At 65.2% G+C, this 24,724-nt stretch carries 27 protein-coding genes and 1 tRNA gene; 16 read left to right on the top strand and 12 right to left on the bottom strand.

Annotated elements, in window-relative coordinates:
- Positions 1-5 precede the first annotated feature (5 nt).
- A complete protein-coding gene (locus tag EQZ23_RS10345; protein ID WP_128454331.1) occupies positions 6-497 on the bottom strand; it encodes a hypothetical protein in 492 nt (163 codons plus the stop codon).
- Positions 498-616: 119 nt separating this feature from the next.
- On the opposite strand from EQZ23_RS10345, the gene EQZ23_RS10350 reads away from it, so the two are divergent.
- The 5 genes from EQZ23_RS10350 (at position 617) to zwf (ending at position 5,572) form a co-directional block, all read left to right on the top strand.
- A complete protein-coding gene (locus EQZ23_RS10350) occupies positions 617-2,017 on the top strand; it encodes an FAD-binding oxidoreductase (protein WP_128454734.1) in 1,401 nt (466 codons plus the stop codon).
- A gap of 166 nt (positions 2,018-2,183) precedes the next feature.
- Positions 2,184-2,969, top strand: coding sequence for a SapC family protein (locus tag EQZ23_RS10355; protein ID WP_128454332.1), 786 nt, complete (start codon positions 2,184-2,186; stop codon positions 2,967-2,969).
- 65 nt (positions 2,970-3,034) lie between these two features.
- Positions 3,035-3,568 (top strand): cytochrome b, encoded by a 534-nt coding sequence (locus EQZ23_RS10360; protein WP_240663480.1) that lies wholly within the window; start codon positions 3,035-3,037, stop codon positions 3,566-3,568.
- A gap of 247 nt (positions 3,569-3,815) precedes the next feature.
- Positions 3,816-3,944: a hypothetical protein gene (locus tag EQZ23_RS20455; RefSeq protein WP_276318465.1), complete on the top strand. Its 129-nt coding sequence runs from the start codon at positions 3,816-3,818 to the stop codon at positions 3,942-3,944.
- Positions 3,945-4,072: 128 nt separating this feature from the next.
- Complete coding sequence (zwf, locus tag EQZ23_RS10365; protein WP_128454334.1) at positions 4,073-5,572, top strand: glucose-6-phosphate dehydrogenase; 1,500 nt, start codon at positions 4,073-4,075, stop codon at positions 5,570-5,572.
- Positions 5,573-5,675: 103 nt separating this feature from the next.
- Here zwf and EQZ23_RS10370 read toward each other — a convergent pair whose 3' ends face one another.
- Positions 5,676-5,963 carry a hypothetical protein gene (locus EQZ23_RS10370; protein WP_128454335.1) on the bottom strand — a complete coding sequence of 96 codons (288 nt, stop codon included), beginning with the start codon at positions 5,961-5,963 and terminating at the stop codon, positions 5,676-5,678.
- Between the two features lie 74 nt (positions 5,964-6,037).
- Entirely contained in the window at positions 6,038-6,268 is a 231-nt protein-coding gene (locus EQZ23_RS10375; RefSeq protein WP_128454336.1) for a hypothetical protein, read from the bottom strand.
- Between the two features lie 120 nt (positions 6,269-6,388).
- On the opposite strand from EQZ23_RS10375, the gene EQZ23_RS10380 reads away from it, so the two are divergent.
- Positions 6,389-7,450, top strand: coding sequence for an SDR family oxidoreductase (locus EQZ23_RS10380; protein WP_128454337.1), 1,062 nt, complete (start codon positions 6,389-6,391; stop codon positions 7,448-7,450).
- Positions 7,451-7,523: 73 nt separating this feature from the next.
- Here the strand turns inward: EQZ23_RS10380 and EQZ23_RS10385 are convergent, their stop codons facing one another.
- Positions 7,524-9,917, bottom strand: coding sequence for a hypothetical protein (locus tag EQZ23_RS10385; protein WP_240663481.1), 2,394 nt, complete (start codon positions 9,915-9,917; stop codon positions 7,524-7,526).
- A gap of 397 nt (positions 9,918-10,314) precedes the next feature.
- On the opposite strand from EQZ23_RS10385, the gene EQZ23_RS20260 reads away from it, so the two are divergent.
- The 4 genes from EQZ23_RS20260 to EQZ23_RS10405 all read left to right on the top strand — a co-directional run bounded on the left by EQZ23_RS20260 (position 10,315) and on the right by EQZ23_RS10405 (position 13,334).
- The gene (locus EQZ23_RS20260; protein WP_240663483.1) at positions 10,315-11,688 is read left to right on the top strand and encodes a hypothetical protein; all 1,374 of its coding nucleotides are present in this window, start codon (positions 10,315-10,317) and stop codon (positions 11,686-11,688) included.
- Positions 11,689-11,761: 73 nt separating this feature from the next.
- Entirely contained in the window at positions 11,762-12,277 is a 516-nt protein-coding gene (locus EQZ23_RS10395; protein ID WP_128454338.1) for a DUF2975 domain-containing protein, read from the top strand.
- Positions 12,277-12,495, top strand: a complete 219-nt coding sequence (locus tag EQZ23_RS10400; protein ID WP_128454339.1) for a helix-turn-helix transcriptional regulator — start codon at positions 12,277-12,279, stop codon at positions 12,493-12,495. The genes EQZ23_RS10395 and EQZ23_RS10400 overlap by 1 nt, the downstream gene beginning before the upstream one ends.
- On the top strand, positions 12,492-13,334 hold the full coding sequence (locus tag EQZ23_RS10405) for a hypothetical protein (protein ID WP_128454340.1): 843 nt from the start codon (positions 12,492-12,494) through the stop codon (positions 13,332-13,334). The genes EQZ23_RS10400 and EQZ23_RS10405 overlap by 4 nt, the downstream gene beginning before the upstream one ends.
- A gap of 200 nt (positions 13,335-13,534) precedes the next feature.
- Here the strand turns inward: EQZ23_RS10405 and rplL are convergent, their stop codons facing one another.
- From rplL to rplK, 4 genes are all read right to left on the bottom strand, one after another.
- On the bottom strand, positions 13,535-13,909 hold the full coding sequence (gene rplL / locus EQZ23_RS10410; RefSeq protein WP_056047577.1) for a 50S ribosomal protein L7/L12: 375 nt from the start codon (positions 13,907-13,909) through the stop codon (positions 13,535-13,537).
- 64 nt (positions 13,910-13,973) lie between these two features.
- Entirely contained in the window at positions 13,974-14,489 is a 516-nt protein-coding gene (gene rplJ / locus EQZ23_RS10415) for a 50S ribosomal protein L10 (RefSeq protein WP_128454341.1), read from the bottom strand.
- A gap of 550 nt (positions 14,490-15,039) precedes the next feature.
- Positions 15,040-15,732, bottom strand: coding sequence for a 50S ribosomal protein L1 (gene rplA / locus EQZ23_RS10420; protein WP_128454342.1), 693 nt, complete (start codon positions 15,730-15,732; stop codon positions 15,040-15,042).
- Between the two features lie 4 nt (positions 15,733-15,736).
- Positions 15,737-16,168, bottom strand: a complete 432-nt coding sequence (rplK, locus tag EQZ23_RS10425; protein WP_031392847.1) for a 50S ribosomal protein L11 — start codon at positions 16,166-16,168, stop codon at positions 15,737-15,739.
- 370 nt (positions 16,169-16,538) lie between these two features.
- On the opposite strand from rplK, the gene EQZ23_RS10430 reads away from it, so the two are divergent.
- Positions 16,539-16,748 carry a hypothetical protein gene (locus EQZ23_RS10430; protein WP_128454343.1) on the top strand — a complete coding sequence of 70 codons (210 nt, stop codon included), beginning with the start codon at positions 16,539-16,541 and terminating at the stop codon, positions 16,746-16,748.
- Positions 16,730-17,494 carry a hypothetical protein gene (locus EQZ23_RS10435; protein ID WP_128454344.1) on the top strand — a complete coding sequence of 255 codons (765 nt, stop codon included), beginning with the start codon at positions 16,730-16,732 and terminating at the stop codon, positions 17,492-17,494. Before EQZ23_RS10430 ends, EQZ23_RS10435 begins: the two co-directional genes overlap by 19 nt.
- A 72-nt stretch (positions 17,495-17,566) precedes the next feature.
- Here EQZ23_RS10435 and EQZ23_RS10440 read toward each other — a convergent pair whose 3' ends face one another.
- The 4 genes from EQZ23_RS10440 to EQZ23_RS10455 all read right to left on the bottom strand — a co-directional run bounded on the left by EQZ23_RS10440 (position 17,567) and on the right by EQZ23_RS10455 (position 20,140).
- Positions 17,567-18,016 (bottom strand): hypothetical protein, encoded by a 450-nt coding sequence (locus tag EQZ23_RS10440; RefSeq protein ID WP_128454345.1) that lies wholly within the window; start codon positions 18,014-18,016, stop codon positions 17,567-17,569.
- Positions 18,017-18,783: 767 nt separating this feature from the next.
- A complete protein-coding gene (gene nusG, locus EQZ23_RS10445; protein WP_128454346.1) occupies positions 18,784-19,320 on the bottom strand; it encodes a transcription termination/antitermination protein NusG in 537 nt (178 codons plus the stop codon).
- Positions 19,321-19,333: 13 nt separating this feature from the next.
- Entirely contained in the window at positions 19,334-19,531 is a 198-nt protein-coding gene (gene secE, locus EQZ23_RS10450; RefSeq protein ID WP_128454347.1) for a preprotein translocase subunit SecE, read from the bottom strand.
- Positions 19,532-20,063: 532 nt separating this feature from the next.
- Positions 20,064-20,140: transfer RNA gene (locus EQZ23_RS10455), tRNA-Trp, on the bottom strand.
- Between the two features lie 145 nt (positions 20,141-20,285).
- Here EQZ23_RS10455 and EQZ23_RS10460 point away from each other — a divergent pair.
- The 4 genes from EQZ23_RS10460 (at position 20,286) to fusA (ending at position 24,719) form a co-directional block, all read left to right on the top strand.
- Positions 20,286-21,299 carry an alpha/beta hydrolase gene (locus EQZ23_RS10460; RefSeq protein WP_128454348.1) on the top strand — a complete coding sequence of 338 codons (1,014 nt, stop codon included), beginning with the start codon at positions 20,286-20,288 and terminating at the stop codon, positions 21,297-21,299.
- Positions 21,300-21,606: 307 nt separating this feature from the next.
- On the top strand, positions 21,607-21,978 hold the full coding sequence (rpsL, locus tag EQZ23_RS10465) for a 30S ribosomal protein S12 (RefSeq protein ID WP_010164594.1): 372 nt from the start codon (positions 21,607-21,609) through the stop codon (positions 21,976-21,978).
- Positions 21,979-22,028: 50 nt separating this feature from the next.
- On the top strand, positions 22,029-22,499 hold the full coding sequence (gene rpsG / locus EQZ23_RS10470; RefSeq protein ID WP_055872660.1) for a 30S ribosomal protein S7: 471 nt from the start codon (positions 22,029-22,031) through the stop codon (positions 22,497-22,499).
- A gap of 123 nt (positions 22,500-22,622) precedes the next feature.
- Entirely contained in the window at positions 22,623-24,719 is a 2,097-nt protein-coding gene (gene fusA, locus EQZ23_RS10475; RefSeq protein ID WP_128454349.1) for an elongation factor G, read from the top strand.
- The last annotated feature ends 5 nt before the right edge of the window (positions 24,720-24,724 follow it).

A 24,724-nucleotide genomic window follows, 5' to 3' on the forward strand; every position in this document is an offset into this window, starting at 1 on the left:
CCCCGCTACTTCTTCGCCTTCTTCGGCCGCAAGCTCCTGAACCCGTCGATCTCGCAGCGCGCACCCGAGCGCATGCGGATGGCGTCGCGATCCTTGCAGATCAGGCCATCGGGCCCCGGCCTCAGATAGAATCCCGAATAATAATCGAGCGGCCTGCAGTCGCCGTCGAGCCGCGCGCGCAATCGCGTCGTATCGTCCATCACCAGGTCGACGGCGCCCTCCTTGTTCAGCATCGCGCCGGCGATCGCGGCGACCGCGATGCATTTGGGGCCCTTATGCTCCTTCCACTCCCGCGGCGGCGAGAAGGCTCGCGCCGGCGCCCGGCTCATCCGGGGGACGCGGATGATGACGCGCTGGTGGATCGAGAGCTGAGCAACCTGCAGGCCGTCCAGCGCGAACCGGGGCTGCGGAACATCGCGCCCGCTCGCAGAAAAGGGGGCCGCGACGAAGGGGCCCGCGAGCGCGAGGAGGGTGGCGGGAATCGCGGGATGGATCATGTTGACGTAACCGTTAGGGCCAATCGTTGAACGCGCGATGAATTTTGTCTAGCGCTGCCCGCGTGCCCGAAATTCAGTCCGACATCGAAACAGCAACCCTGACGCGGTCGCAAGCCGCGATGCTGGCCGCGCTCGCACCGCATCTGGATGCCAAGGCGATCGTCACGGACCCCGCCGACATCGATCCCTGGCTGCACGACTGGCGCGGCCGCTTCCACGGCGTCGCGCCCGCGATGCTGTCGCCCACCTCGACCGCCGAGGTGGCGCTGATCGTCAAGGCCGCCGCCGACTACCGCGTGCCGCTGGTCGCGCAGGGCGGCAACACCTCGATGGTCGGCGGCGCGACCGCGCCGTCGGACGGCAGCGCGCTGATCCTGTCGTTGCGCCGCATGAACACTATCCGCAGCCTCGATACCGACGCCGGGCTCGCGATCGCCGAGGCTGGCACCATCCTCGCCGACCTCGACTCCGCCGCGCAAGGCGAGGGGTGGCGCTTTCCGCTGACGCTCGGCGCGCGCGGCACCGCGACGATCGGCGGGCTCGTCTCGACCAACGCGGGCGGCACGCAGGTCCTGAAGTTCGGCACGATGCGCGGCCTCGTCGCGGGCGTGGAGGCGGTGCTCGCCGACGGCAGCATCCACGACGGCCTGTCCGCGCTGAAGAAGGACAATCGCGGCTACGACCTCGACCAGCTCTTCATCGGCGCGGAGGGTACGCTGGCGATCGTTACCGCCGCCACGCTGCGCCTGGTCCCCGCGATCGCGGCGCGCGGCACCGCGTGGGTCGGCATCGGCTCGCCTCAAGCCGCGCTCAAACTGCTGCGGACGATGCAGGCGAAGACCGACGCGATCGAAAGCTTCGAGATCCTCCCCGCCGAATCGCTAGACGCCGCCGTCGCGCACCTGCCGAACGCCCGCGCGCCGCTCGCCGGCCGCCACCCCTGGCACCTCCTGATCGAGGCGACGTCGGCCACCACCGACGGCGAATCCCCCAGCGCGCTGCTCGAACGCCTGCTCGCCAGGGCGTTCGAGGATGGCGCGATCGAGGACGCCACGATCGCCACCAGCGAAGCGCAGTCGGATGCGTTCTGGCTGCTCCGCGACTCGCTCTCCGCCGCCGAACGCGCGCTCGGCCCCGCGACGCAGCACGACGTCTCGATCCCGGTCGAGACGATGCCGCGCTTCATGATCGAGGCAGCGGCGGCGTGCGACGCGCGCTTCCCCGGCACGCACGCCAGCGGTTTCGGCCATCTCGGCGACGGCAACGTCCATTTCCACGTCCGCGCCGCCCACGGCACCGACCCCGCACGCTGGTATGCGGAGGATGCGCCGGTGGTCACCCGCTTCGTCGGCGATCTCGTGACGGCGGCGGGCGGCTCGATCTCCGCCGAGCACGGCATCGGCCAGATGAAGCGCGACGAACTCGAACGCCTTTCGTCGCCCGCCCGCATGACCGCACTCCGCGCGATCAAGGCCGCGCTCGATCCGCTGGGCATCCTCAACCCCGGCAAGCTGGTCTAAAGAGAACGAACAATCCTCCCCCTGGCGGGGGAGGATCGAAGCTGGACTGGTCGCGTCTCCCCCGAGCAAGCGCGTCACACTTGCACCAATCCGCCCCGCACCATACAGCCTCGCCCCAATCGGTGGCATAAGCCACCGGCTCAATTTGACCGATCCGGAGAGTAACATGGCCAGCGCCGCCCAGCTTCCGCTTTTCTATAACGGCCTCGAGCCGCTTTCGAGCGACACGCACGCCAACTACAAGGTCCGCCCGCAGGACAGCGCGCCGTTCCTGGTCGGCCAGCACGCCATCCCGATCACCGTCGACGAGTTTCCGCTGGTCCAGCGCCACATGCCGATCGTCTTCTCGGTCGGTGACGACGCCATCCCGCTCGCGCTGATGGGCCTGAACGAGGGCGTCAACGTGTTCGTCGGCGACGACGGCAAGCTGACCGAGAGCACCTTCTACGTCCCCGCCTATGTCCGTCGCTACCCGTACATGCTCGCCCGCCTGCATCCGGACGCGCAGGAGCTGTCGCTCTGCTTCGATCCGACCTCGCCGACGCTGGGCGAGTTCGAGGACGGCGACGCGCTGTTCGAGAACGGCCAGCCGACCGAGCTGACCAAGAACATCCTCGGCTTCAACGAATCGTTCGAACAGGCCGGCGCGCGCACGCAGAACTTCATGAAGGAACTGCGCGAGCTCGAGCTGCTGATGGACGGCGAAGTCACGATCCAGCCCGACGGCGCCGACCAGCCGTTCGTCTATCGCGGTTTCCAGATGATCAACGAAGAGAAGCTGATCGACCTGCGCGGCGATGCGCTGCGCAAGATGAGCAAGTCGGGCATGCTCCCGCTGCTGTACGCGCACCTCTTCTCGTTGTCGTTGATGCGTGACATCTTCGCGCGCCAGGCGCAGCTAGGCCAGACGCCGCAGCCGCAGATGGCCGCGCCGACCCCGTTCAACGTCTGATCGCGACGGCATAGCCCTCTATCGAAGGAAGACACATGGCAGCGCAGGATCGTCCCATAGGACATGTGCCGGACCGTTACTCGAGCGTAGCGATCTGGTTTCACTGGACGATCGCGCTGCTGGTGATCTTCAACCTCGCGGTCGGCTTGCTGCATGATTCAGTGCCGGCGCTGCGCAGCCTGATGGGGGCGCACAAGGCACTCGGCATCACCGTGCTGGTGTTGACCGCCGGACGGATCGCATGGCGGCTGGCGCATCGCCCGCCGCCACTGCCGGCCCATACCCCGATGTGGGAAAAGGGGCTCGCGCATGCCGCCCACGCGCTGCTCTACGTGTTCATGATCGCCCTGCCGCTGACCGGCTGGCTGATGGTGTCGGGCTCTGCAAAGCGTTCGCCGCTGAACTGGTTCGGCCTGTTCGACATCCCCTATCTGCCGGTTTCGACCGCGACCGGTCGGTTCGGGCACGACGCCCACGGCGTTATGGGCTGGATGATGCTGGCGCTCGTCGTCCTGCATATCGGTGCCGCGCTGCGCCATCACCTGCTGCTGCGCGATCCGGTTCTGGCGCGGATGGCGCCCGTTTTCCAGCGTCGCTGACAGCCAACCCAAACGCGGCTCGAAAATTATTTGCGGTGCGGTGCAACAAGGGTTGAACCAAAACGGTGCTCACCCATTTAGATCCTGTACGGCATCGTGTCCCCCCCTTTCGCGGCGCCGTACGGTACGCTTCTAGCGTACCTCCTCCCTGAACCTAGGCCACTCCGTGCTACGCACGGGGTGGTTTTTTTTGTCCGCGCAGTATCGTCCGATGTAGGGCGCAGGGCCCATCCACCGTCGCCGCCCGTTGCGCCGGCGTGCAATTGTTCCACAGCGCCGCATCGTCGAGGGCGTCTATCGCCGCCTGCAGGAGGAACTCGACTGGTCCGAGGTCGACGCACGATCGTTCGGCGACAATATCCTCACCGCGACCTGATCGCGCCGTACCGATCGCGCCATAACCGCGTGGGGGGAACATCGGCGCACGCTACATGGTTTGAGAGAACCACCCACCCCTACACAGAACTCCCGCAGAAAGGGTCGATGCATGTCCGAGGCGAATTCATGAGCAAGTCCGTGAAGCCCGCGCCGCCCACGACGCTCGTGATTTTCGGGGCGTTCGGCGATCTCACCCGTCGGCTGCTGATGCCCGCGCTGATCAACATGACCCGGCTGGGTCTGGTCGGCGACGATTTCTCCGTGCTCGGCGTCGGCATCGACGAGGGTAACGACCAGTCGCTCCGCGACGCGCTCGGCAGCTTCGACGCGAAGGGTGGCGAGGGCGCGGGCAAGAAGGGCGACGCCTGGGCACGGCTCAAGGGGCGCGTCGGCTACGTCCAGGGCGATTTCACCAAGGACGACGTCTACGAACAGCTCAAGGCCAAGGTGAGCGGCAACGTCGCGTTCTACTTCGCGGTGCCGGCCAAGTTCTTCGGGGAGATCGTCGACAAGCTCGCGGATCACGGACTTATGGCGGAGGCCCCGCAGGCGTTCCGTCGCATCGCGATCGAGAAGCCGTTCGGGCATGATCTCGCCTCCGCCCGCGATCTCAACGCACGTATCCTCGACAAGGTGTCCGAGGCACAGGTCTACCGCCTCGATCATTTCCTCGGCAAGGAAACGGTCCAGAACATCATGACGGCGCGGTTCGCGAACATGATGATCGAGCGGGTCTGGAATTCCGACTGCATCGCGCACGTCCAGATTACTGCGGCCGAAACGGTCGACGTCGGCACGCGCGGCAAATTCTACGATTCGACCGGCGCGTTGCGCGACATGGTGCCGAACCACCTCTTCCAACTGCTCGCGATGGTGGCGATGGAGCCGCCGGCGAGCTTCGATGCGGAAGCCATCCGCAACGAGAAGGGCAAGGTACTGAAGGCGGTCCGCGCCTATTCGCCGGCGCAGGCAAAGCGCAACTGCGTCCGCGGCGCGTACACGGCCGGCAAGGTGCTGGACCATGACGTCCCCGCCTACACCGCTACCGCCGACGTCGCGCCGGACAGCCATACCGAGACCTATGTCGCGCTGAAGCTGATGGTCGACACGTGGCGCTGGGGGGGCGTGCCATTCTACCTGCGCACCGGCAAGGCGATGACATGCCGCGACACCGAGATCGCGATCACCTTCAAGCCGGTGCCGTTCGCGTCGTTCCCGCATGCCGCGGCCGACATGCTCCCGCCCAACCGCCTGATCATCCAGATTCAGCCCGACGAGGGGCTGAGCATGGACATCAACATCAAGCGGCCCGGCCTGGAAGTGGCGACCGCGCCGATAGCGCTCGATTTCCGCTATGCCGACGCATTCGATATCGGCCACCTGACCGGCTACGAGTCGCTGATCTACGACCTGTTCGCTGGTGACCAGACCCTGTTCCAGCGCGCCGACGCGATCGAGGCCGGCTGGGCCGCGGTGCAGCCGTTCCTCGATCTATGGGCGACCGACAAGAGCATGCCGGAACTGTACGAGGCCGGCACGCTCGGCCCGGCGGAGGCGGACGCGCTGTTGGCGCACGACGGCCACGAATGGCACGAACTGGCGCCCGCGGGTCAGACAGTGCCGTAATGTCCTTCACTGTTCTCCCGCGAAGGCGGGAGCCCAGGATTTTACAGGACAACGCTCGCAACCCTGGACCCCCGCCGCCGCGGGGGAACAGTGGAGGCTGAGCTTAAACCCGCTCGGTCAGCTCGATCTCGCCCTCGACCTCCATCTCGTCCTCGTCGCCCATCTCGTCCATGTCGGGCATCGTGAAGTCGGCCTTCCAGTCATACACCTTCTCGACACCGCCCTGCACCCAGACGCGAACCGCGCCCGAGGTGATCTCGCCGCCCATCGCGCCGACGAAATCCGCCACCAGCGAATCCGCCGCATCTTCGTGGTCGGTCGCCCCGGGAATCGTCGCCGGCGTCATCTCCTCGTCGAGCTCGATGATCTGCGCCCAATATTGCTTCGCCATGGTCTACTCCTGAGAAATGAAAGCCGTCAGCCGGCGTATGTGAGATGCCGTCAGCCGGCGTATGTAAGATGCCGTCAGCCGGCGGTGATGATGGGGTGATCCTCGCGGAGCCGGTCCGCCAGCCGCTCGACCGCGTCGACTTCGCTCGCGCTGCCCGACGGCGTCACCGCCCAGTTGCAATGCGCATGCGTCGCGAGGCTATACACCCGGACGTCGCCGACGATCAGCCGCCACCGCCGCCGATCTCCGCTGTTATGCCGGACGAGGTTGGTGACGAACAGGCTCTGGAGATCCGATGCGGTCATCCGCGCCCCATAGCGACAAGTGCCCGCCTGCCGCCACCGCAAACGGGCCGTCATGGGCCCCATCCGAAATTCCGCGCGTTCGGGCTGTGACGGGTTCATCACGAGTTACGGGAATTGCACATGGCCGGAACGGCATTGGTAGTGGGTACGAGCGGGATCGTCGGCAGCGCGACCGCGGCGGCATTGGTGAAGGCGGGCTGGGCGGTCTACGGCCTCGCGCGGCGGCCGACCGAACAGGACGGCGTACAACCGGTCGCGGCCGACTTGCAGGATCCGGCCAGCCTGGAGGCGGCATTGTCCGGCGTCAGGGCCGATGCGGTGTTCATCGCCACCTGGTCGCGCCAGGACAGCGAGGCGGAGAACATCCGCGTCAACGGCGCGATGGTCCGCAATCTGCTCGGCGCGCTCAGCCCCGGCGGCAGCGTCCGCCACGTCGCGCTCGTCACCGGCCTCAAGCATTATCTCGGCCCGTTCGAGGCGTACGGGAAGGGCACGCTCCCGCAGACTCCGTTCCGCGAGGAGCAGGGACGCCTCGACGTCGAGAATTTCTACTATGCGCAGGAGGACGCGGTGTTCGAGGCGGCGGAGCGCGATGGCTTCGGCTGGAGCGTCCACCGCCCGCACACGATCATCGGCAAGGCGGTCGGCAACGCGATGAACATGGGCACCACGCTCGCGGTCTACGCGACGCTGTGCCGCGAGACGGGTCGCCCGTTCCGCTTTCCCGGCTCGGCCGCGCAGTGGAACGGCCTCACCGACATGACCAGCGCCAGCCTGCTCGCCGACCATCTGTTATGGGCCGCGACCACGCCGGCTGCCCGCAACGAGGCGTTCAACGTCGTCAATGGCGACGTCTTCCGCTGGAGCTGGATGTGGGGCCGGATCGCAGACTGGTTCGGGATCGAGCCCGCGCCGTTCGACGGCACCGTGCTGACGCTCGAGGAACAGATGAAGGATGACGCCGGCATCTGGCGCGAGATCGCCGCCCGCGAAGGCCTCGCCGAGGCCGACCTGTCCCGCCTCGCATCCCCCTGGCACACCGACGCCGATCTCGGCCGCCCGATCGAGGTGGTGACCGACATGAGCAAGAGCCGCCGCCTGGGCTTCAAGGAATACCAGCCGACGGACGATGCGTTCTTCGACCTGTTCGAGCAACTCCGGGCGGACCGGCTTATCCCGTAACCGACGACGGGGCGGGGCAGGGCCCAACCATCCGCAATCCTCCCCTTGGCGGGGGAGGATCGCAGGACGGCCGCTAGCTCTTCACCGCAACCGTCGCCACAATCCCCGGATCATCCCGCAACCGCAGATACAGCATACCCCCAACCGGTTTCGGCACCGCAAACGAAGCCCCGGTAAACCCCTCCGGCACCTGCGCCGCCTCCGCAAACCCAGCACTCGCCGCCACCGACTCGATCAGGAACAGGTCCGTTCCCGCCAGCGTGCAAGCCTCTGTGCAGGTCACCCCGGTAACACCCGGCACCCGCACCAGAGTCGTCAGCGGTACCCAGTCCCCCGCGACTCCGCCCTGCACCAGCCGCCACTTGATCGGTCCATGCGCCGAAACCCCAAGCGCCTTGCCGGGCTCGACCGTCACCACCGCGATCCGATCGTCCTGCACGGTCAACCCGCGCCCCGACGCAACGCTCGTGGTCATCTTCCCATCCGCCGTCGCGATCTCGACGCTGTCCCCGGCGGAAAAGCGCGTACCCTCGGCACGCAACGAAAATGTCAGCCGGGCATCCTGCGACACCGCCGTATCCCCCGCCAGCACGACGGGAAGCCCGGGCGAGGGCGGGGCGACCACGCTCTTGGCGATCAGCGTCGCCTTCGGCCGCGCCGCCGCGACAACGAACTTCACCGACCGCTTCCGCCCATCCGTCAACGTGACCAGCGCCGTCTTCGCCTGGCCCGCCACGAACGCCGGCGGCTGGTCCGCAACCAGTTCCAGCCGATCCACCTTGTCGGCCCGCACGACTTCGCCCGGCTTGAACGCCACGCCGTCGATGCTCAGCGCCGAAACCAGGTCCAGCCGCGTTCCCGCCAGCGTCCCCGCCGCATCGCCCGCATACAGCGTCAGGCCGTCGATCCGCCCCGCCTCGGCGAGCGCGGTCAGCGCGATCTTGTCCGGCGCCTCGACCCCATATTGCTTCACCAGCAGCGACAACTTCCCCGGCGCGGTCTTCGCGAGCGGCAGGGTCAGCGCGATCCGATCCGCCGTGGTGGTCCACGCCAACGGTATCGGCCCCGCCTCGCCGACCAGCGTCACCGCCTCGACGCAGCTCGGCGTCGGCCCCGCCAGCGCCACCGCATTGTCGCGCCCGACGACCAAGCTCTCGGGATCGGTATCGACCATCGTCCACCCACCGGCCCGCGGCACCTGGAGACGAAACCGCGGCCCGTCGAACGGCGTGAAGCCCCAGCGGCCATGCAGTGTCGCGTCGGTCACGGTGCCAAGCCCGGCCGTCCGCATCCCGACCTGATCGAGCACATAGCCGCCCCGCTCGGCGTCCGCCTGCACCGGCAGCTCGACCACGCCACCCTGCGGCGTCGTCACGCGTAGCATCATGTCGTGCGCGAATTTCGTCGCATAGATCAGCGGCGCGCCCTCGACCGGCAGCACCAGATCCGGCCGGGCCGCACAGACCAGCCGGTCCGCCTCCGCCCGCCGCATCGTCGGGGTCTGCGGCGCGCCCGTCTCGATCACCGGCATCGCCACCACCATCACCGATTTCGGACTCGCAAACGACGGCGCCGCGTTCAGCAGCAGTGCCAGCCGATCGTCATGCGCCCGCGCCAACGCCGGAATATACCGGAACTGCGTCGACTGGAACGCGCCGAAGATCTTCGCCAGATCGCGCACCACGCCAATATACGGGCTGTAATAGCCAAGCCCGCCCTCCGGCGTCGCGCTCAGTTGCAGTGCCAGATCGGTCGGCGCTCCCACCAGCGTATCCGCCAGCGTCGAACTCTGCCCATCCGCCAGCACCAGCGAATCACGGCTTTGCGTCAGGCAGGACGCTTGCAGATCCGCCGCGAGATCGAGGCACTCGGCCTTCAGCTTGATCGCGAGGCTCCGCGACAACAGCGGCGACACCGCCTCGATCCGCTCCGGCCGGGTCCGCTCCAGCGCATGGATCCCGTCGAGAAACGCATCGAGCCGCGCCCGATCGAGCGACGCCTGATCCAGATCCTGTACGGCGCGAACAAAGGCGCCCGGTTGCTTGCGCACCGCGGACACGACCGCATCGAACCCGCCGCTTTCGGGCACCAGGAACACGACCAATTGGCGCGCGCCCTCCGGCACCTTCAACGCGAGCGCGTTCTTCTTCTCTTTCCACGTCTCGGCTTTGAAGAACCATGATTTCGGCGGCGGCTCGGTCGCGCCGCGTAAAAACGCCGCCACCAGCAGATAGCGCGCGCCATCGTCCTTCCTGCCGGTCGGCAGATCCGCCGCGATCGACACGCGGTCGCCGGTCGCGAGCTTTGGCACCTGCGCGATCGGCAGCGTCGTCGTCCCATGCGTCACGCCGACGCGGAGGGTCGGCCCGGTCAGGTCGAACGGCGCCGGATCGGCTCCAGCTAGCGTCGGCGCGGCCAACGGCACGAGCGCCGCAGCCAGCGCGCAGAACGGAAGAAATCGAAGCATCATCACGGGCGATCTCATCGTCGGAAGCGTCCCAGATGGCCTGTACCGGTGTCGAGAATAGGGCAAGGTCGCGGCACCTTTCGATCCTCCCCCAAATCCTCCCCCAAATCCTCCCCCGTCGGGGGAAGGTGGCTAGCCCTTGCCAGACGGAGGGGGAGGCAAGCGAAAACCCCCGTTTCAGGTCCGCCACCCGTCGCCCTAGACACCCCTCGCTCCATAAAAAGACAATCATATCCGCGACCCTGGCACGGCGCCCGACCCGCCACCTCCGTCAGTAGCCACGCCACGTCTCACCGCTACCCAGGCGCGGCTCGTCGCATCGCGGGTTGCCGTCGGCCCGCGTTCAGCCTCCCCCGCCCACAACACAGCGACGACCGCGCGCAGGGGATTTTCGACGATGACGACCGACCGCGGGGCGCTGGCCGCCCTGCTCGCCACCATGACGATGCTCGCGTCAGCGGGCCCCGCAATGGCGCAGACCGAGCAGACTGCTCCCGTTCGCGGACTCGAAGGGCTCGCCAACCCCACGCCGCAGACCAATGCGACCGTCCCGATCCCCGACGCGCCGAAGATCGTCCTCCCCACCGAGACGCCGACGCCCCGGCCGACGCCGAGCCAGCGCCCCGCGAGTCGGCCTGCCGCGCAAAAGGCCAACGCGGAAAAGACGCCCGCCGAACGCCCGGCCACTCGCAACGAACCGGAAAAGTCCACCCGTAGCGCGACGGACTCGGCGCGGTCGTCGACCCCCGCCGAACCCGCGTCCGCAACAGGATCTGCACCAGAGGCGACGGTGGCCCCGCCCTCGGCACAAGTGCCGCGCATCAACGATGCCCCGGAACCCGCGCCGCAATCCGCCCCGACTGCTGCGGCCACACCGACTCCTGCGCCCGCGACGAGCCCGCAACCGACGATAACCGCGCCGGAGACGGGCAGGGCGATGCCGCTCTGGCTCTCGCTTGCCGTCATCGTCGTGGTCCTGGCCGCACTCTGGGCGCTCCGCCGGAAACCTCGAGGCCGTCGGCAGGATCAGGACGTCGAAACCTTTGTCGAGCCTCTGCCAGATCCTGTAGCCTCCGAACCCGTTTCGCGTCCCGTCGCCGACGCCTCCTCGGTCGAGTCCAAGACGACCCCGGCTGCTGCAACCGCCGCCCCCGCCGTCGCAGCGATCCCCACGACCGCTATCGCCGCGCCGAAATTCCTCGAACCGCGCGCAAAAACGCCCCCATCGCCGCCATCGCCATCGCCATCGCCATCGCCGCCGCCAGCCGCTCCCCGAGCCCGCCTAACCTGCGATCTCCGTCCCTTGCGTGCCGGCCTCAACCTGCTCAGCGCCACCGTCGAGTGCGAACTCGTCGTCACCAACACCGGCACCGCGCCCGCCGAGGCGATCCGCACCGGCGTCGCGCTCCTGACCGCGCATACCGGTCAGGACGTCGACCTTGCCGTCTTCAACGCCGCCCCCGTCGTCCGTCCGGTCGCCGCGCCGTTCGCGCTGGCCCCCGGCGAGACGCGCACGCTGCGGACCGTCGTCGCGGTCTCGCGCGAGGCGATCCGCACGATGACCGCCGCCAACCGCCCGATGTTCGTCCCCGTCGTCGCCGCCAATGTGCGCTACGTCACCGCCGGCGCCGACGCACAGACCGCGCGCGCCTGGTCGATCGGCATCGAACGCGTCGACTCGCCCAAGCTCGCCCCGTTCTGGCTCGACGCCCCCGCGCGCATGTACAGCAGCGTCGCCGCGCGCCCTCACGCGGCCGAGTTCGACAGCTAGGACACCCCTGCGCATCGCCGTTGACGTTTATCGATAAACGATACATATCGTTTATCGATAAACGGAGGGTGGCATGCAGGATCGGTTTCTCGGCATCGCAAGGGGACTGCTGCGGTTCGCCAACGGGGCGAACTGGACGTCGGCGATCGGTTTCGCCGTCGCGATCGTCCTGTCCTTCGTCTTCGGCGACGCGCTCACCGCGCAGATCGCGCTGAAATACCACGGCCGCCACGTACCGGAGACGGTTGCGATCATCCGGTTGCTCGGCGTTCTCTCGATCGTTGCCGCAATCGCCGTGCACCAGCTCCTCACCCGCCTGATCGCGATCGTCGAAAGCGTGCGTGTCGGCGACCCGTTCGTCGCGGCGAATGCGGACCGGCTCCAGCGGATCGGCTGGGCGTTGCTCGCGCTCCAGCTGCTCGACTTGGTCCTTGGCGGGATCACGGTCTTTCTCAACCGGATCAATGTCGATTTCGTGACGTGGACGCCGTCGTTCACCGGCTGGATCGGCGTAGTGATGATCTTCGTGCTCGCCCGCGTATTCCGGCTCGGTGCGGCGATGCGCGACGATCTCGCGATGACCGTCTGATGCCCGTCATCGTCACGCTCGACGCCGTGCTCGCTCGCCGCGGCATGACGCTGACCGAGCTGTCCCAGACCGTCGACATCACGATGGCCAACCTGTCGATCCTGAAGACCGGCAAGGCCAAGGCGATCCGTTTCTCGACGCTCGAGGCGCTCTGCACCGTCCTCGACTGCCAGCCGGGCGAGATACTCAGTTTCACGCAAGAGGGGGAAGAGGCATGACCGACAGTGACATCACACGCCGGACGGGCACGGGGATCGTTGGCAGGCTCCGAAGCGTCGGGCGCGCCATGGTCGAAACCTATCGGCACGGCGGACGCACGGTGGTGGCGGCGCCGCTGATCCTGGCGATCGCCGTGGTGCCGGAATTCCTGCAACATATCGCCGAGATCCATTTGGGGATGTTCGATTCGGTCGACCGGTTTCGTGCGCTTGCCGACGATCCGCTGCGCTGGAATTTCGGCTACGTGAAGGTTGCAGGGTTCCTCATCGCCATTCTCGCGACCGCCCGGTTCTGGTCCGTCGGCTCCGTCCGTCGCACGCTGCTGGTGCCGCCGCTGGTTCTGGCGAAGGTCGTGGGTGGTTTGGTACTCGGCTACGTACTGGCGTGGCCATTCCAGTGGCTGGGTCAGCAGGGCCTGTCGCCCGTGATCGGCATCCCGCTCAAGCTCGTCTCGGCGGTCATCCAGGCGGGTATTCTGATCTACCTGGTCGGCGCATTGCTCGAAGACCGGTCGGTGACGGCAAAGCGCGCGATGACCGCGCTCCTCCCCGCCGCCGTCCTGCTCTGCGTCCTTGCGGCGATCGCCTTCGTGCCGTCGCAGGGGCTGCACATGGCGAACCACAAACTGGCTCTGGGTCAGCCGCTGCCGATCGTGTGGGCGCTGATGATCTTCGATTCGCTGTGGGTCGGACTGTTTGCCGGCCTGGTCGGGTCGGCGTTGTTCGTCGGGTCGAGGACCGGGCTGACGTGGAACGGCTGGACCGTTCGGCCTCGCGAGCTGGATACGCGGGCGGGGGTGGAGCGTGAGCTCGCCGTGCTCGATCCAAGGACGGTCTGACCCATCCTTCCAACATGCCGGGAAGGGGCGTGTCGATCCAGCACACGAAAAAGGGCGACCCCATCGCTGGGGCCGCCCTTTGTCTTAGCTGCGGCCAGCAGGGGCAAAGCCCCTGCTTCGTCGGTCGGTGCGATGCACCGCCGGCCGGCCTTGCTGGAGAGACGATTTAGCCGAAGCTAAATCGTCTCTCCAGCTGCGGCTTACTTGACCTCGACGGTCGCGCCAGCGGCTTCGAGCTGCGCCTTGATCTTGGCGGCCTCGTCCTTCGACACGCCTTCCTTGACGGCCTTGGGAGCCGACTCGACCAGCGTCTTGGCTTCGGTCAGGCCGAGCGCGGTGATCGCACGGACTTCCTTGATGACGTTGATCTTCTTGCCACCGTCGCCGGTCAGGATGACGTCGAATTCGGTCTGCTCTTCAGCGGCCGGGGCTGCTGCGCCGCCGCCTGCTGCCGGTGCTGCGACCGCTGCTGCGGCCGAAACGCCCCACTTCTCTTCGAGCAGCTTCGAAAGCTCAGCTGCTTCGAGAACGGTCAGTTCGCTCAGGCTCTCAACGAGTGCGTTCAGGTCTGCCATGATAAATCTCCATCTCGGGGCACATGCCCCATCAGTTCAAAAAGGTAACGAAAGCCCTGCAAGATCAGGCGGCTTCCTTCTCCGCGTAGGCGGAAAGCACGCGCGCGAGCTGCGCTGCCGGAGCCTGCGTGATCGTTGCCAGCTTCGTGGCAGGTGCCACGATGAGGCCAACGATCTTGGCACGCAGTTCGTCCAGCGAGGGCAGCGTTGCGAGCGCCTTCACACCGTCGACGTCGAAGGTCGTCGCGCCCATCGCCCCACCCACGATTTCGAACTTGTCGTTCGTCTTCGCGAAATCCACGACCACCTTGGCGGCCGCGACGGGATCGATGGAGCTGGCCAGACCGACCGGACCCGTGAGCATGTCGCCCAGCGAGCTGTAGTCGGTGCCGTCCATGGCGATCTTGGCAAGCTTGTTCTTCGAGACCTTGTAGGTCGCGCCGGCGTCGCGCATCTTGTTCCGCAGCACAGTGGACTGTGCGACGGTCAGTCCGAGGTTGCGCGTGACAACCACGACGCCGACCTCGGAAAAGGTGCGGTTCAGCTCGGCTACGGCCGCGGTCTTTTGATCACGATCCATGCCATTCTCCACGTTTTTTCGGGCTCACCATTTGCACGGTGAACCCGGTTACTAACCGGAGGCGCAGACAAGCCCGCGTCTCCGGGTGTCTCGTCGATGGGGCATGGGAGAGGGGCGGCGCACGGTGGCAGCCGACAAAATCTCATTCCCCGTCTAGGTGGGAGATTAAGCACCGGCAAACCCCGTGCACCCACTGTCTCGGACGGAGTTCGACGCGCAAGCCCGCCGAACGAAGCTGCGCCCTAGCGGATTTGGCGGGGGAGTCAATCGGCACGTTCCGGCGCACGTCCTCCAACCGTCATCCTGACGAAAGTCAGGACCCAGGGTTACGAACGCCGGCCTTCTTGGCTTTGGATCCTGACTTTCGTCAGGATGACGGGGTGGCGATGACGCCGCTCAACGTCACACGCAAAAAGAGCCGGGATCGCTCCCGGCCCTTTTCAATTCCAGCGCGGGGACGGGCGTAAATCCCGTCCCCGTCGGTCGCGGCCAGGCCGCGCCGGCCGGGCGTTCGCCGTCTCGTGATTAGCGTCCGCTAATCACGAGCGGCTTACGCCCCAGCAACCTCGGTCGTATCGACCTTGATGCCAACGCCCATCGTCGACGAGATCGCGACCTTGCGGACATACTTGCCCTTTGCGCCGGTCGGCTTGGCCTTGACGATCGCGTCGACCAGTGCGTCGAAGTTCGCGCGCAGGTCTTCCGCCGGGAACGACGCCTTGCCGATGCCCGAATGGATGATGCCGGCCTTTTCGACGCGGTATTCGATCTGGCCGCCCTTGGCGTCCTTGACCGCCTGCGCGACGTTCATCGTGACCGTGCCCAGCTTCGGGTTCGGCATCAGGCCCTTGGGACCCAGCACCTTACCGAGGCGACCGACGATGCCCATCATGTCCGGGGTCGCGATGCAGCGATCGAAATCGATCGTGCCACCCTGGATGGCTTCCATCAGGTCTTCGGCGCCGACCACGTCTGCGCCAGCCGCGGTGGCTTCTTCAGCCTTCGCGCCGCGGGCGAACACGCCGACGCGGACGGTCTTGCCGGTGCCCTTGGGCAGAGTCACCACGCCGCGGACCATCTGGTCGGCGTGACGCGGATCGACACCCAGGTTCAGCGCGACTTCGATCGTCTCGTCGAACTTCGACGTGGCGCCCGACCGTGCGAGACCGATGGCCTCGTCGATGCCGTGCAGCTTGACGATATCGACCGTGTTGGCCTTCTGCTTCTTGCTCAGCTTAGCCATGATCTCAGCCCTCCACCACTTCGAGGCCCATTGCGCGGGCGCTGCCTTCGATGATCTTGGTCGCAGCGTCGATATCGTTGGCGTTGAGGTCCTTCATCTTCGTCGTGGCGATCTCGCTCAGCTGCGAGCGCTTGATCTTGCCAGCGACGACCTTGCCCGGCTCCTTGGAACCCGACTTGAGACCGGCGGCCTCCTTGATCAGGTACGATGCCGGCGGCGTCTTGGTCTCGAACGAGAACGAGCGATCCGCATAGACCGTGATGACGGTCGGGATCGGCATGCCCTTCTTCAGTTCGCTCGTGCCGGCGTTGAACGCCTTGCAGAACTCCATGATGTTGACGCCGCGCTGACCCAGCGCAGGCCCGATCGGCGGCGCAGGCTTCGCCTCGCCTGCAGGAACCTGCAGCTTGATGTATCCGGTAATCTTTTTAGCCATGTCACTCTCTTTATGTGAGCCTAGCGGTGATGGCGGCTACCCTTCGGCAACCTCCCGCAATTCCAACAGCAAAGGTGGAAGCCGGCGCGCATACCCCAAAACCCGCGCAGCGGCAACAGGACTCCTGCTTCTTCTCCTCCGCGTCTCCGCGCCTCCGCGCGAACCCCGAATCTTCTCTAACTTCTCTTCGCGCCCTCGCGCCTTCGCGTGAACAATTCCTTCCTAACGACTCCCATCGTCAGCCGCGTGTTCTCCCGCGAAGGCGGGAGCCCAGCCTGGATCCCCGCCTTCGCGGGGAAACAAACTTAGGTAGCGCGCACCAAGCACAGGCCCCCTTGCAATGTAGGATATCGAGGCAGACCCACTAGCAATGGCGCGCCCGTTCACCCCCGACCGGTTCACCCGCCGCCAGGCCGCGCAGAACGCCGCGTTCCTCGCCGCCCTCCGCCGTACCGGCAACGCCCGCGAAGCCGCCAGCACGCTAGGTTACAACCGCTCCACGTTCACCAAGCGCCGCGCCGCCCACCCCGCCTTCGCCGCAAAATGGAACGCCGCCTGGCCATGGCCAATGCGGCCCTAAAACTCCCCTCCCGCTCGGCGGAGGGGTCGGGGGAGGGAAGTGCCAAGAGCACCGCCGCCTCGACCGGATCCCCCACCACGACAAGAACCGCGTCCGGCCGCCCCCAGCTCCGCCGCCCGATCAAGACCCGCCTCGACCACGCCGCCGAGCAGGCCTTCCTCACAGCACTCTCCGCCACCGCCAACATCCGCCTCTCCGCCGCCGCGGCGGGCTTCAGCCACTCCGCCTTCTACGCCCGCCGCAAAGCCAGCCCCGCCTTCGCCCGCGAGATGCGGCTCGCGCTGGAGGCCGGCTACGAACAGGTCGAGTCCGCGCTGCTCGCCGGATCGCTGCCCGGCGCGCACGACCATGACGCATGGCGCCACAACGATCCCCCGCCGATCCCGCCGATGACCGCGAACCAGGCGCTGCAACTCCTCCATCTCCACAACCGCACGGTGCACCTCCAGTGCGAGCCCGACCACATCAGGCGCCGCCGCGGCGAATCGAGCGAAGCGCACAGCTACCGCCTGTCGGCGATGTACGAAGCCCGCCAAGCCCGCGCCCGCGAAGACTTCGACCTAGCCGAAGCCGCCCGCAACGAACGCGGCGAACCGACCCTGACGAACCCGTATCCGGAACCGAGCCCGATACGCCTGCCAGCGCTCGACCAGGTCACCGGCTGGAGCAAGGCCGACCCGACGAAGGTGCCGCATGATCCGAGCGTGGCGCTGTTCGGCGGGTGGCGGTTGAAGGGGTGGAAATGATAATGTCCGTTTTGGGGAGGGAAGCGGACTGGCAGCTTTCGGCAGGATTAGCGTATAGTCGGACTCGGACGCCTAAACGACAACAACGGTGTTCTGCTCAATGAAGGCGGCGCGTAGGCCGAACATCCATGGCACCCAGAATGCTGTGTAGGCTGGCCATAGATATTCATACCACTGGAGCTGATGCATCAACTCGGCAATCGAGCCGAGCATCAGGACGACGCCCGCACTACCAAATAGGATCGTCGCCAGAGCGCTTCGCAAAGGTCGGTCGTGCCTGTAGGCGGTCAGGCGAACTGGCGGATTGTATCGTCGTAGGCAAAGACCAGTGATACCGATTACGAACGGTGACGCGATGATTGCAATCAGAACGCTCCCATAAATTGGTATGCCAATACTATCGCCATCGGGCGGCAACTGGCCCGAGCGCAGTACCTGAGGCCAATACACGAAATTCAGGACGGGAAATGCAGCGATTAAGAATGCTGTCAAAATCCATAAAGGTCGAGCGGTTGCGGGCAACGAACTTCTCCCTTTGGATGTGCTACAATGCGGAGCGATTGTACGAAAGTGGGCGACAGCGGAATGGCCGAACGGCAGCTATGGACGCTGACGGCGTAGGCTCAGAACGGTTCCGAAAGTCACTAGTCCGCAAGCTAGAGCGAAATAGAGACTCCCTGCGAGTACGCCCAATCCGGACAGTCCGTCGTGAGGAGCGGCATGCAAATACCATTCAGTCAGAGCCGCCTTCATTGGGTAGAAGCCCGTGGGGAGAGCAATACCGCCCAGCAAAGTGGCGAGACCAAGTCGTTTCCACGTCATCTATTAAGAATGCCAGCATAAGCGAATGTCTGCAATTGGTGGATGCTTGAAGACCATCGAACGACCGCATGTGGGCGTTTCTGCCGCAGGCGCTTGCATCGCTTGCAGCTTCGTCAAGCCAACGGCCGGATGCACGCGGTGTGGTGATCGGTAGGATAAGGCGCGGTCTTAATGTCCGTGGATCTGCAAGGTGCTCGTCCCCAAATCCCAGGCCGCTTCGTTAGAAGGCTCGCCAGCCTCTTTACGCCATCCTAGCGAGGGTCCGGCCCCAGAGTCGGGCACACCGGCGTTCCGTAACTCTGGATCTTGACTTTCGTCAGGATGACGGAGCGGGGAGGGGATGTTTTTAGCGCTCGCAAAAGCGCAACGGGGGAGTAAATCCCGCGTCGTCGGTCGGGCCGGTGGCCCGCCAGCCGGGCTGGCACCGTCTCGCGATCAGCCTGTGGCTGATCGCGTGCGGCTTGGCCTTACTTGCTTCTTTCGACCTGCTCGAACTCAAGCTCGACCGGCGTCGCACGCCCGAAGATCGACACCGAGACCTTGACGCGGCTGCGGTCGAAGTCGAGTTCCTCGACCAGGCCGTTGAAGGTCGCGAACGGGCCGTCGAGGACCTTGACCTGGTCGCCGATCTCGTAGTCGACCTTGATCTTCTGCTTGGGCGCCGCGGCGGCCTCTTCCTTGCTGTTCAGCATCCGCGTGGCTTCCGCCTCGCTGATCGCCTGGGGCTTGCCCATGCTGCCGAGGAAGCCGGTGACCTTCGGGGTGTTCTTGACGAGGTGATACACGTCGTCGTTCATGTTCAGCTTGGCGAGCACATAGCCCGGCATGAACTTGCGCTCGACCGAAATCTTCTTGCCGCGACGGGCTTCCGTCGTGGTTTCGGTGGGGACTTCGATCTGCTCGACGAGCTGCTCGAGACCCATGCGGGTCGCCTCGGCCATGATCGAGTCGCGGACCTTGCCCTCGAAGCCCGAATAGGCGTGAATGATGTACCAGCGCGCCATGACGGAACCTTGCTTACTGAGCGAATTTAAGGAGGGCGGAGACGATCGCTTGCAGGATCGAGTCGACGCCCAGGAAGAACAGCGCGAGGATCGTCGTCATGATCACCACCATCACGCCGGTCATAACCGTTTCGCGACGCGTCGGCCACGTGACCTTCGCGGTCTCGGTGCGGACCTGCTGGATGAATTCGAGAGGGGACGTTTTCGCCACGATGTTCTTCGAACCCGCTGATTGAGAAACTTGGGATGCGAGGCATAGACCCTCTGGCCGCTCTCTGTGAAGAGCAGCGCGGTCAGGTCCGTCCTCGCTGTCGGAAGCGCGGCAGATAGCTGCCGTCACAGGTGAAAGCAAGTGCGCCGGGGTGGCGGGCCGGATGGGGGGGGGCGGGGTGAGGTCGCCGAGAGAAGTGGCGGGGGAGAGCGCTTGGGTCGCTCGATCCCCCGCACGATCGTCTTGCCGGTGCCGGTTTGACCGGCGGCTCCGCTCCCACGGTTTCTGTTTATCGTTCGACTCGACGACGGCATGCATGGCGTACGCCGAATCGCGGACGAAAAAAAGGCCGGTACGAGACCGGCCATGAAAGTTTTTAGGAGAGGATGCCTGAAAGGCCTGATCTTTGTGCATCGCAGCAGATGATTTCTCAAGTGCGCAATATGCATCAAGGAATGCATTTTCTGCAATCGCACCGGACGCGCCGATGCCGCCGGCGCGATCGCCGCGGAATTTGCCGATTTAATGGGGGTGGCAGGAGTGCTCGGATTCGAACCGAGGGCCTTCGGTTTTGGAGACCGACGCTCTAACCAACTGAGCTACACTCCTACACGGACGCGCCCCTTACCCAGCCGTTTCGAGAAGGGCAAGCGTCTCGCGTGCATTTCGTCATGATGACGATGATGCGTTGCAAGGTGCCGCGTTTGCTCGTTAACCCTAAGCCTCATTGGTGGCTGTAGGAAAGTGTATTCGTATGAAGGCGCGATGGATGCTGTCGGCGCTGCCGGCCGCCCTTATGCTTGCAGGCGCGGGGCCGGTACCACAGGCGCCGGATTTCGGGCCGCAGCTCGAACGGTTTACCTATCCCTGGCCGGTTCAGACGATGGAAGTCGATATCGTTGGCGCGCCCGCGCAGATGGCGTTCATGGATATCGCACCGCAGCGCCCCAATGGTCGCACGGTGGTCCTGCTCCACGGCAAGAACTTCTGCGGCGCGACCTGGGGCAGCGCCGCCAGGGTATTGGCCGACGCCGGCTACCGCGTGATCGTCCCCGACCAGATCGGCTTCTGCAAATCGTCCAAGCCGCGCAACGCGCAATATAGCTTCGAGATGCTGGCGACGTTCACGAAACGGCTGCTCGAATCGCGCGGTGTCACGCGGGCGACGATCGTCGGGCATTCGATGGGCGGCATGCTCGCGATGCGGTACGCGATCCTGTATCCCAACTCGGTCGAGAAGCTGGTGCTGGTCAATCCGCTCGGGCTGAAGGACCGGTCCGAAGAGGGGCTTCCCTATACCGACGTCGATACGTTGTGGGCGGGGGAGAGGAAAACGAGCTACGCGTCGCTCAAGGCGTACCAGCTCGAGAACTATTATCACGGTGTCTGGAAGCCGTCCTATGATCGCTGGGTCTGGATGCAGGCGGGCATGTATCAGGGGGCAGGGCGCGACACGGTCGGGCTGGCGCAGGCCAAGGCCAGCGAGATGATCAAGACCCAGCCCGTCGCGCACGAGCTGTACCGGATCAAGCCCTCGACGACATTGATCGTCGGCACGCTCGACAAGACCGCGTTCGGCCGGGCGCAGGTGCCGGTGAATTTGCGCAAGTCGATGGAGGCGATCCCGGTGGTTGCGCCGCGCGCGGTGAAGCAGATGCCGAATGCCACCCTCGTCATGCTCGAAGGGCTCGGCCACTCGCCGCAGGTCGAGGATCCCGCGCGGTTCGAGAAGGCGCTGCTCGCGGTGCTCGGAGCGCGGTCGCGATAAGGAAGGCCTCAATCCCCCCCCTCCCAATCCTCCCCCTGGCGGGGGGGGGGATGAGAAGGGGGGGGCGCCGCCCACCTGCCGCCGATCACCCATCCTTGCGCCAAGCCGATTCCGCCCCGTTGACCCCAGCCGACTCCTGACCTATAGCCGCGCCCTGTTCTTCGGGAGTCTTTCCCGCCGGGCATGCTTGAACATTGCTGGATGCATTCCAGGGCCTGAGGAGCGCTCCGCGCTCCTATGGTCCTTTTTGTATTCTCAGGCGCCTCATGGCTCCAGCAAAGTAACCACTTGAAAGGTGAAGGCTTCAATGCCGACGATTAACCAGCTGGTCCGCAAGGGCCGCGATCCGCAGAAGGCCAAGTCCAAGGTCCCTGCGATGGAAGCCAACCCGCAGAAGCGTGGCGTTTGCACGCGCGTCTACACGACGACCCCGAAGAAGCCGAACTCGGCTCTGCGCAAGGTGGCCAAGGTTCGCCTGACCAACCAGCGCGAAGTCATCAGCTACATCCCGGGCGAGGGCCACAATCTTCAGGAGCATTCGGTTGTCCTGATCCGTGGCGGTCGTGTCCGCGATCTTCCCGGTGTTCGCTATCACGTCCTGCGCGGCGTGCTCGATACACAGGGTGTGAAGGACCGGCGTCAGTCGCGTTCCAAGTACGGCGCCAAGCGTCCGAAGTAAGCCGGTCGCTTTTTGCGATCATCAAGGCTGAAGTTTAGAAGGAATATAAAATGGCACGTCGTCGTCGTCCCGAAAAGCGGGTCATCCTGCCTGATCCCAAGTTCGGGGATGAGGTTCTGTCGAAGTTCATGAACAGCGTCATGCTGGACGGCAAGAAGTCCGTCGCAGAGCTGATCGTGTACGGGGCATTCGAAACCGTCGAGCAGCGCGCCAAGCGCGACCCGATCGGCGTTTTCCATGATGCGCTGAACAACGTGAAGCCGGGCATCGAAGTCCGTTCGCGTCGCGTCGGTGGTGCAACCTACCAGGTTCCCGTCGAAGTGCGTCCCGAGCGTGCACAGGCGCTGGCGATCCGCTGGCTGATCGGTGCGGCACGTTCGCGCAGCGAGAACACGATGGCCGCACGGCTGTCGGGCGAGCTGATGGATGCTGCCAACAACCGCGGCAACGCGGTCAAGAAGCGCGAAGACACGCACCGGATGGCAGAAGCCAACCGTGCATTCTCGCACTACCGCTGGTAACAGCGGGCTTCGAAGCCTAGCATTGGTAACCGTGTTGCGGGCGGTCTTTCGCCTGTAACGCAAACACCTATATATTGGGGAGCCGGCACGTTCGGCTCCCCATATCCTTAAGGAAGCACGATCATGGCCCGCAGCCATCCGCTCGACCGTTACCGCAACATCGGCATCATGGCGCACATCGACGCCGGCAAGACGACGACGACCGAGCGCATCCTCTATTACACCGGCAAGTCCTACAAGATCGGCGAAGTGCACGAAGGCACCGCGACGATGGATTGGATGGAGCAGGAGCAGGAGCGCGGGATCACGATCACGTCGGCTGCAACCACCTGCAAGTGGCGCGCCGAAGAAGGTAAGGGCGAAGAGCACCTTATCAACATCATCGACACCCCGGGCCACGTCGATTTCACGATCGAAGTTGAGCGTTCGCTGCGCGTCCTCGACGGCGCGGTTGCGTGCTTCGACGGCGTTGCCGGCGTTGAGCCGCAGTCCGAGACCGTGTGGCGTCAGGCCGACAAGTACGGCGTGCCGCGCATGTGCTTCGTCAACAAGCTCGATCGCACCGGTGCCGATTTCTATTTCTGCGTGAACTCGATCATCGATCGTCTCGGCGCGCGTCCGGCGGTCCTGTACCTGCCGATCGGCATGGAGGGCGGATTCAAGGGTCTCGTCGACCTCGTCGAGAACCGCGCGATCATCTGGCTCGAAGAGAGCCTCGGCGCGAAGTTCGAATATGCCGAAATCCCCGAGGACATGGTCGAGAAGGCTGCGAAGTATCGCAGCGAGCTGATCGAGATGGCCGTCGAGCAGGACGATGCTCTGATGGAAGCCTATCTCGAGGGTAACGAGCCGAGCGTCGCCGACCTCAAGAAGCTGATCCGCAAGGGTACGCTCAGCATGGCCTTCGTGCCGGTGGTCTGCGGTTCGGCGTTCAAGAACAAGGGCGTCCAGCCCCTGCTCGACGCCGTGGTCGACTATCTGCCTTCGCCGCTCGACGTTCCCGCGATTCAGGGTCTGAAGCTCGACGGCGTGACGCCGGACGAGCGTCCTTCGTCGGACGAGGTTCCGTTCTCGGCGCTGGCGTTCAAGATCATGAACGATCCGTTCGTCGGCACGCTGACCTTCGCCCGCATCTATTCGGGCAAGCTGGAGACCGCTTCGCAGGTCACCAATTCGGTCAAGGACAAGAAGGAAAAGGTCGGCCGCATGCTGCTTATGCATGCGAACAGCCGCGAGGACATCCAGGAAGCCTTTGCTGGCGACATCGTCGCGCTCGCAGGCCTCAAGGATACCACGACGGGCGACACGCTCTGCGCGATGAACGCGCCGATCATCCTCGAGCGGATGGAATTCCCCGAGCCCGTGATCGAGCTGTCGGTGGAGCCGAAGACCAAGGCCGATCAGGAGAAGATGGGCGTCGCGCTCAATCGTCTCGCACGCGAGGATCCTTCGTTCCGCGTGTCGTCGGACCCCGAGTCGGGCCAGACCATCATCAAGGGCATGGGCGAGCTCCATCTCGAGATCCTGGTCGATCGCATGAAGCGTGAGTTCAAGGTCGAGGCCAATGTCGGCGCTCCACAGGTCGCGTATCGCGAATATCTGAAGAAGCCGGTCGACGTCGACTACACGCACAAGAAGCAGTCGGGCGGCACCGGCCAGTTCGGTCGCGTGAAGGTCAAGGTCACGCCCGGCGAGCGCGGTTCGGGCATCACGTTCAAGGACGAGATCAAGGGCGGCAACATTCCGAAGGAATATCTGCCGGCGATCGAGAAGGGCTTCCGCGAGACGGCAGCGACCGGTTCGCTGGTCGGCTTCCCGATCATCGATTTCGAGATCGTGCTGTATGACGGCGCGTATCACGACGTCGACTCGTCGGCACTGGCGTTCGAAATCTGTGCCCGTGGCGCAATGCGCGAAGTGGCACAGAAGTCGGGCATCACGCTGCTCGAGCCGGTCATGAAGGTTGAGGTCGTCACCCCGGAGGATTATCTGGGTGACGTCATCGGCGACATGAACAGCCGTCGTGGCCAGATCCAGGGCACTGACAGCCGCGGCAACGCCCAGACGGTCGAGGCGATGGTCCCGTTGGCCAACATGTTCGGCTATGTGAATTCGCTTCGCTCGTTCACGCAGGGCCGTGCACAATACTCGATGCAGTTCTCGCATTACGACGAAGTGCCGCAGAACGTCGCCGACGAGGTGAAGGCGAAGTTGGCCTAACCCTT

Origin of the sequence: Sphingomonas sp. UV9 (assembly GCF_004101245.1) — a bacterium.
GTDB lineage: Bacteria > Pseudomonadota > Alphaproteobacteria > Sphingomonadales > Sphingomonadaceae > Sphingomonas.

What these genes read in the sequence shown, in the direction of transcription:
- EQZ23_RS10345 (WP_128454331.1), bottom strand. Translation starts at nt 497, where the DNA reads ATGATCCATCCCGCGATTCCCGCCACCCTCCTCGCGCTCGCGGGCCCC.
- EQZ23_RS10350 (WP_128454734.1), top strand. Translation starts at nt 617, where the DNA reads ATGCTGGCCGCGCTCGCACCGCATCTGGATGCCAAGGCGATCGTCACG.
- EQZ23_RS10355 (WP_128454332.1), top strand. Translation starts at nt 2,184, where the DNA reads ATGGCCAGCGCCGCCCAGCTTCCGCTTTTCTATAACGGCCTCGAGCCG.
- zwf (WP_128454334.1), top strand. Translation starts at nt 4,073, where the DNA reads ATGAGCAAGTCCGTGAAGCCCGCGCCGCCCACGACGCTCGTGATTTTC.
- EQZ23_RS10370 (WP_128454335.1), bottom strand. Translation starts at nt 5,963, where the DNA reads ATGGCGAAGCAATATTGGGCGCAGATCATCGAGCTCGACGAGGAGATG.
- EQZ23_RS10375 (WP_128454336.1), bottom strand. Translation starts at nt 6,268, where the DNA reads ATGACCGCATCGGATCTCCAGAGCCTGTTCGTCACCAACCTCGTCCGG.
- EQZ23_RS10380 (WP_128454337.1), top strand. Translation starts at nt 6,389, where the DNA reads ATGGCCGGAACGGCATTGGTAGTGGGTACGAGCGGGATCGTCGGCAGC.
- EQZ23_RS10385 (WP_240663481.1), bottom strand. Translation starts at nt 9,917, where the DNA reads ATGCTTCGATTTCTTCCGTTCTGCGCGCTGGCTGCGGCGCTCGTGCCG.
- EQZ23_RS20260 (WP_240663483.1), top strand. Translation starts at nt 10,315, where the DNA reads ATGACGACCGACCGCGGGGCGCTGGCCGCCCTGCTCGCCACCATGACG.
- EQZ23_RS10395 (WP_128454338.1), top strand. Translation starts at nt 11,762, where the DNA reads ATGCAGGATCGGTTTCTCGGCATCGCAAGGGGACTGCTGCGGTTCGCC.
- EQZ23_RS10400 (WP_128454339.1), top strand. Translation starts at nt 12,277, where the DNA reads ATGCCCGTCATCGTCACGCTCGACGCCGTGCTCGCTCGCCGCGGCATG.
- EQZ23_RS10405 (WP_128454340.1), top strand. Translation starts at nt 12,492, where the DNA reads ATGACCGACAGTGACATCACACGCCGGACGGGCACGGGGATCGTTGGC.
- rplL (WP_056047577.1), bottom strand. Translation starts at nt 13,909, where the DNA reads ATGGCAGACCTGAACGCACTCGTTGAGAGCCTGAGCGAACTGACCGTT.
- rplJ (WP_128454341.1), bottom strand. Translation starts at nt 14,489, where the DNA reads ATGGATCGTGATCAAAAGACCGCGGCCGTAGCCGAGCTGAACCGCACC.
- rplA (WP_128454342.1), bottom strand. Translation starts at nt 15,732, where the DNA reads ATGGCTAAGCTGAGCAAGAAGCAGAAGGCCAACACGGTCGATATCGTC.
- rplK (WP_031392847.1), bottom strand. Translation starts at nt 16,168, where the DNA reads ATGGCTAAAAAGATTACCGGATACATCAAGCTGCAGGTTCCTGCAGGC.
- EQZ23_RS10430 (WP_128454343.1), top strand. Translation starts at nt 16,539, where the DNA reads ATGGCGCGCCCGTTCACCCCCGACCGGTTCACCCGCCGCCAGGCCGCG.
- EQZ23_RS10435 (WP_128454344.1), top strand. Translation starts at nt 16,730, where the DNA reads ATGGCCAATGCGGCCCTAAAACTCCCCTCCCGCTCGGCGGAGGGGTCG.
- nusG (WP_128454346.1), bottom strand. Translation starts at nt 19,320, where the DNA reads ATGGCGCGCTGGTACATCATTCACGCCTATTCGGGCTTCGAGGGCAAG.
- EQZ23_RS10460 (WP_128454348.1), top strand. Translation starts at nt 20,286, where the DNA reads ATGAAGGCGCGATGGATGCTGTCGGCGCTGCCGGCCGCCCTTATGCTT.
- rpsL (WP_010164594.1), top strand. Translation starts at nt 21,607, where the DNA reads ATGCCGACGATTAACCAGCTGGTCCGCAAGGGCCGCGATCCGCAGAAG.
- rpsG (WP_055872660.1), top strand. Translation starts at nt 22,029, where the DNA reads ATGGCACGTCGTCGTCGTCCCGAAAAGCGGGTCATCCTGCCTGATCCC.
- fusA (WP_128454349.1), top strand. Translation starts at nt 22,623, where the DNA reads ATGGCCCGCAGCCATCCGCTCGACCGTTACCGCAACATCGGCATCATG.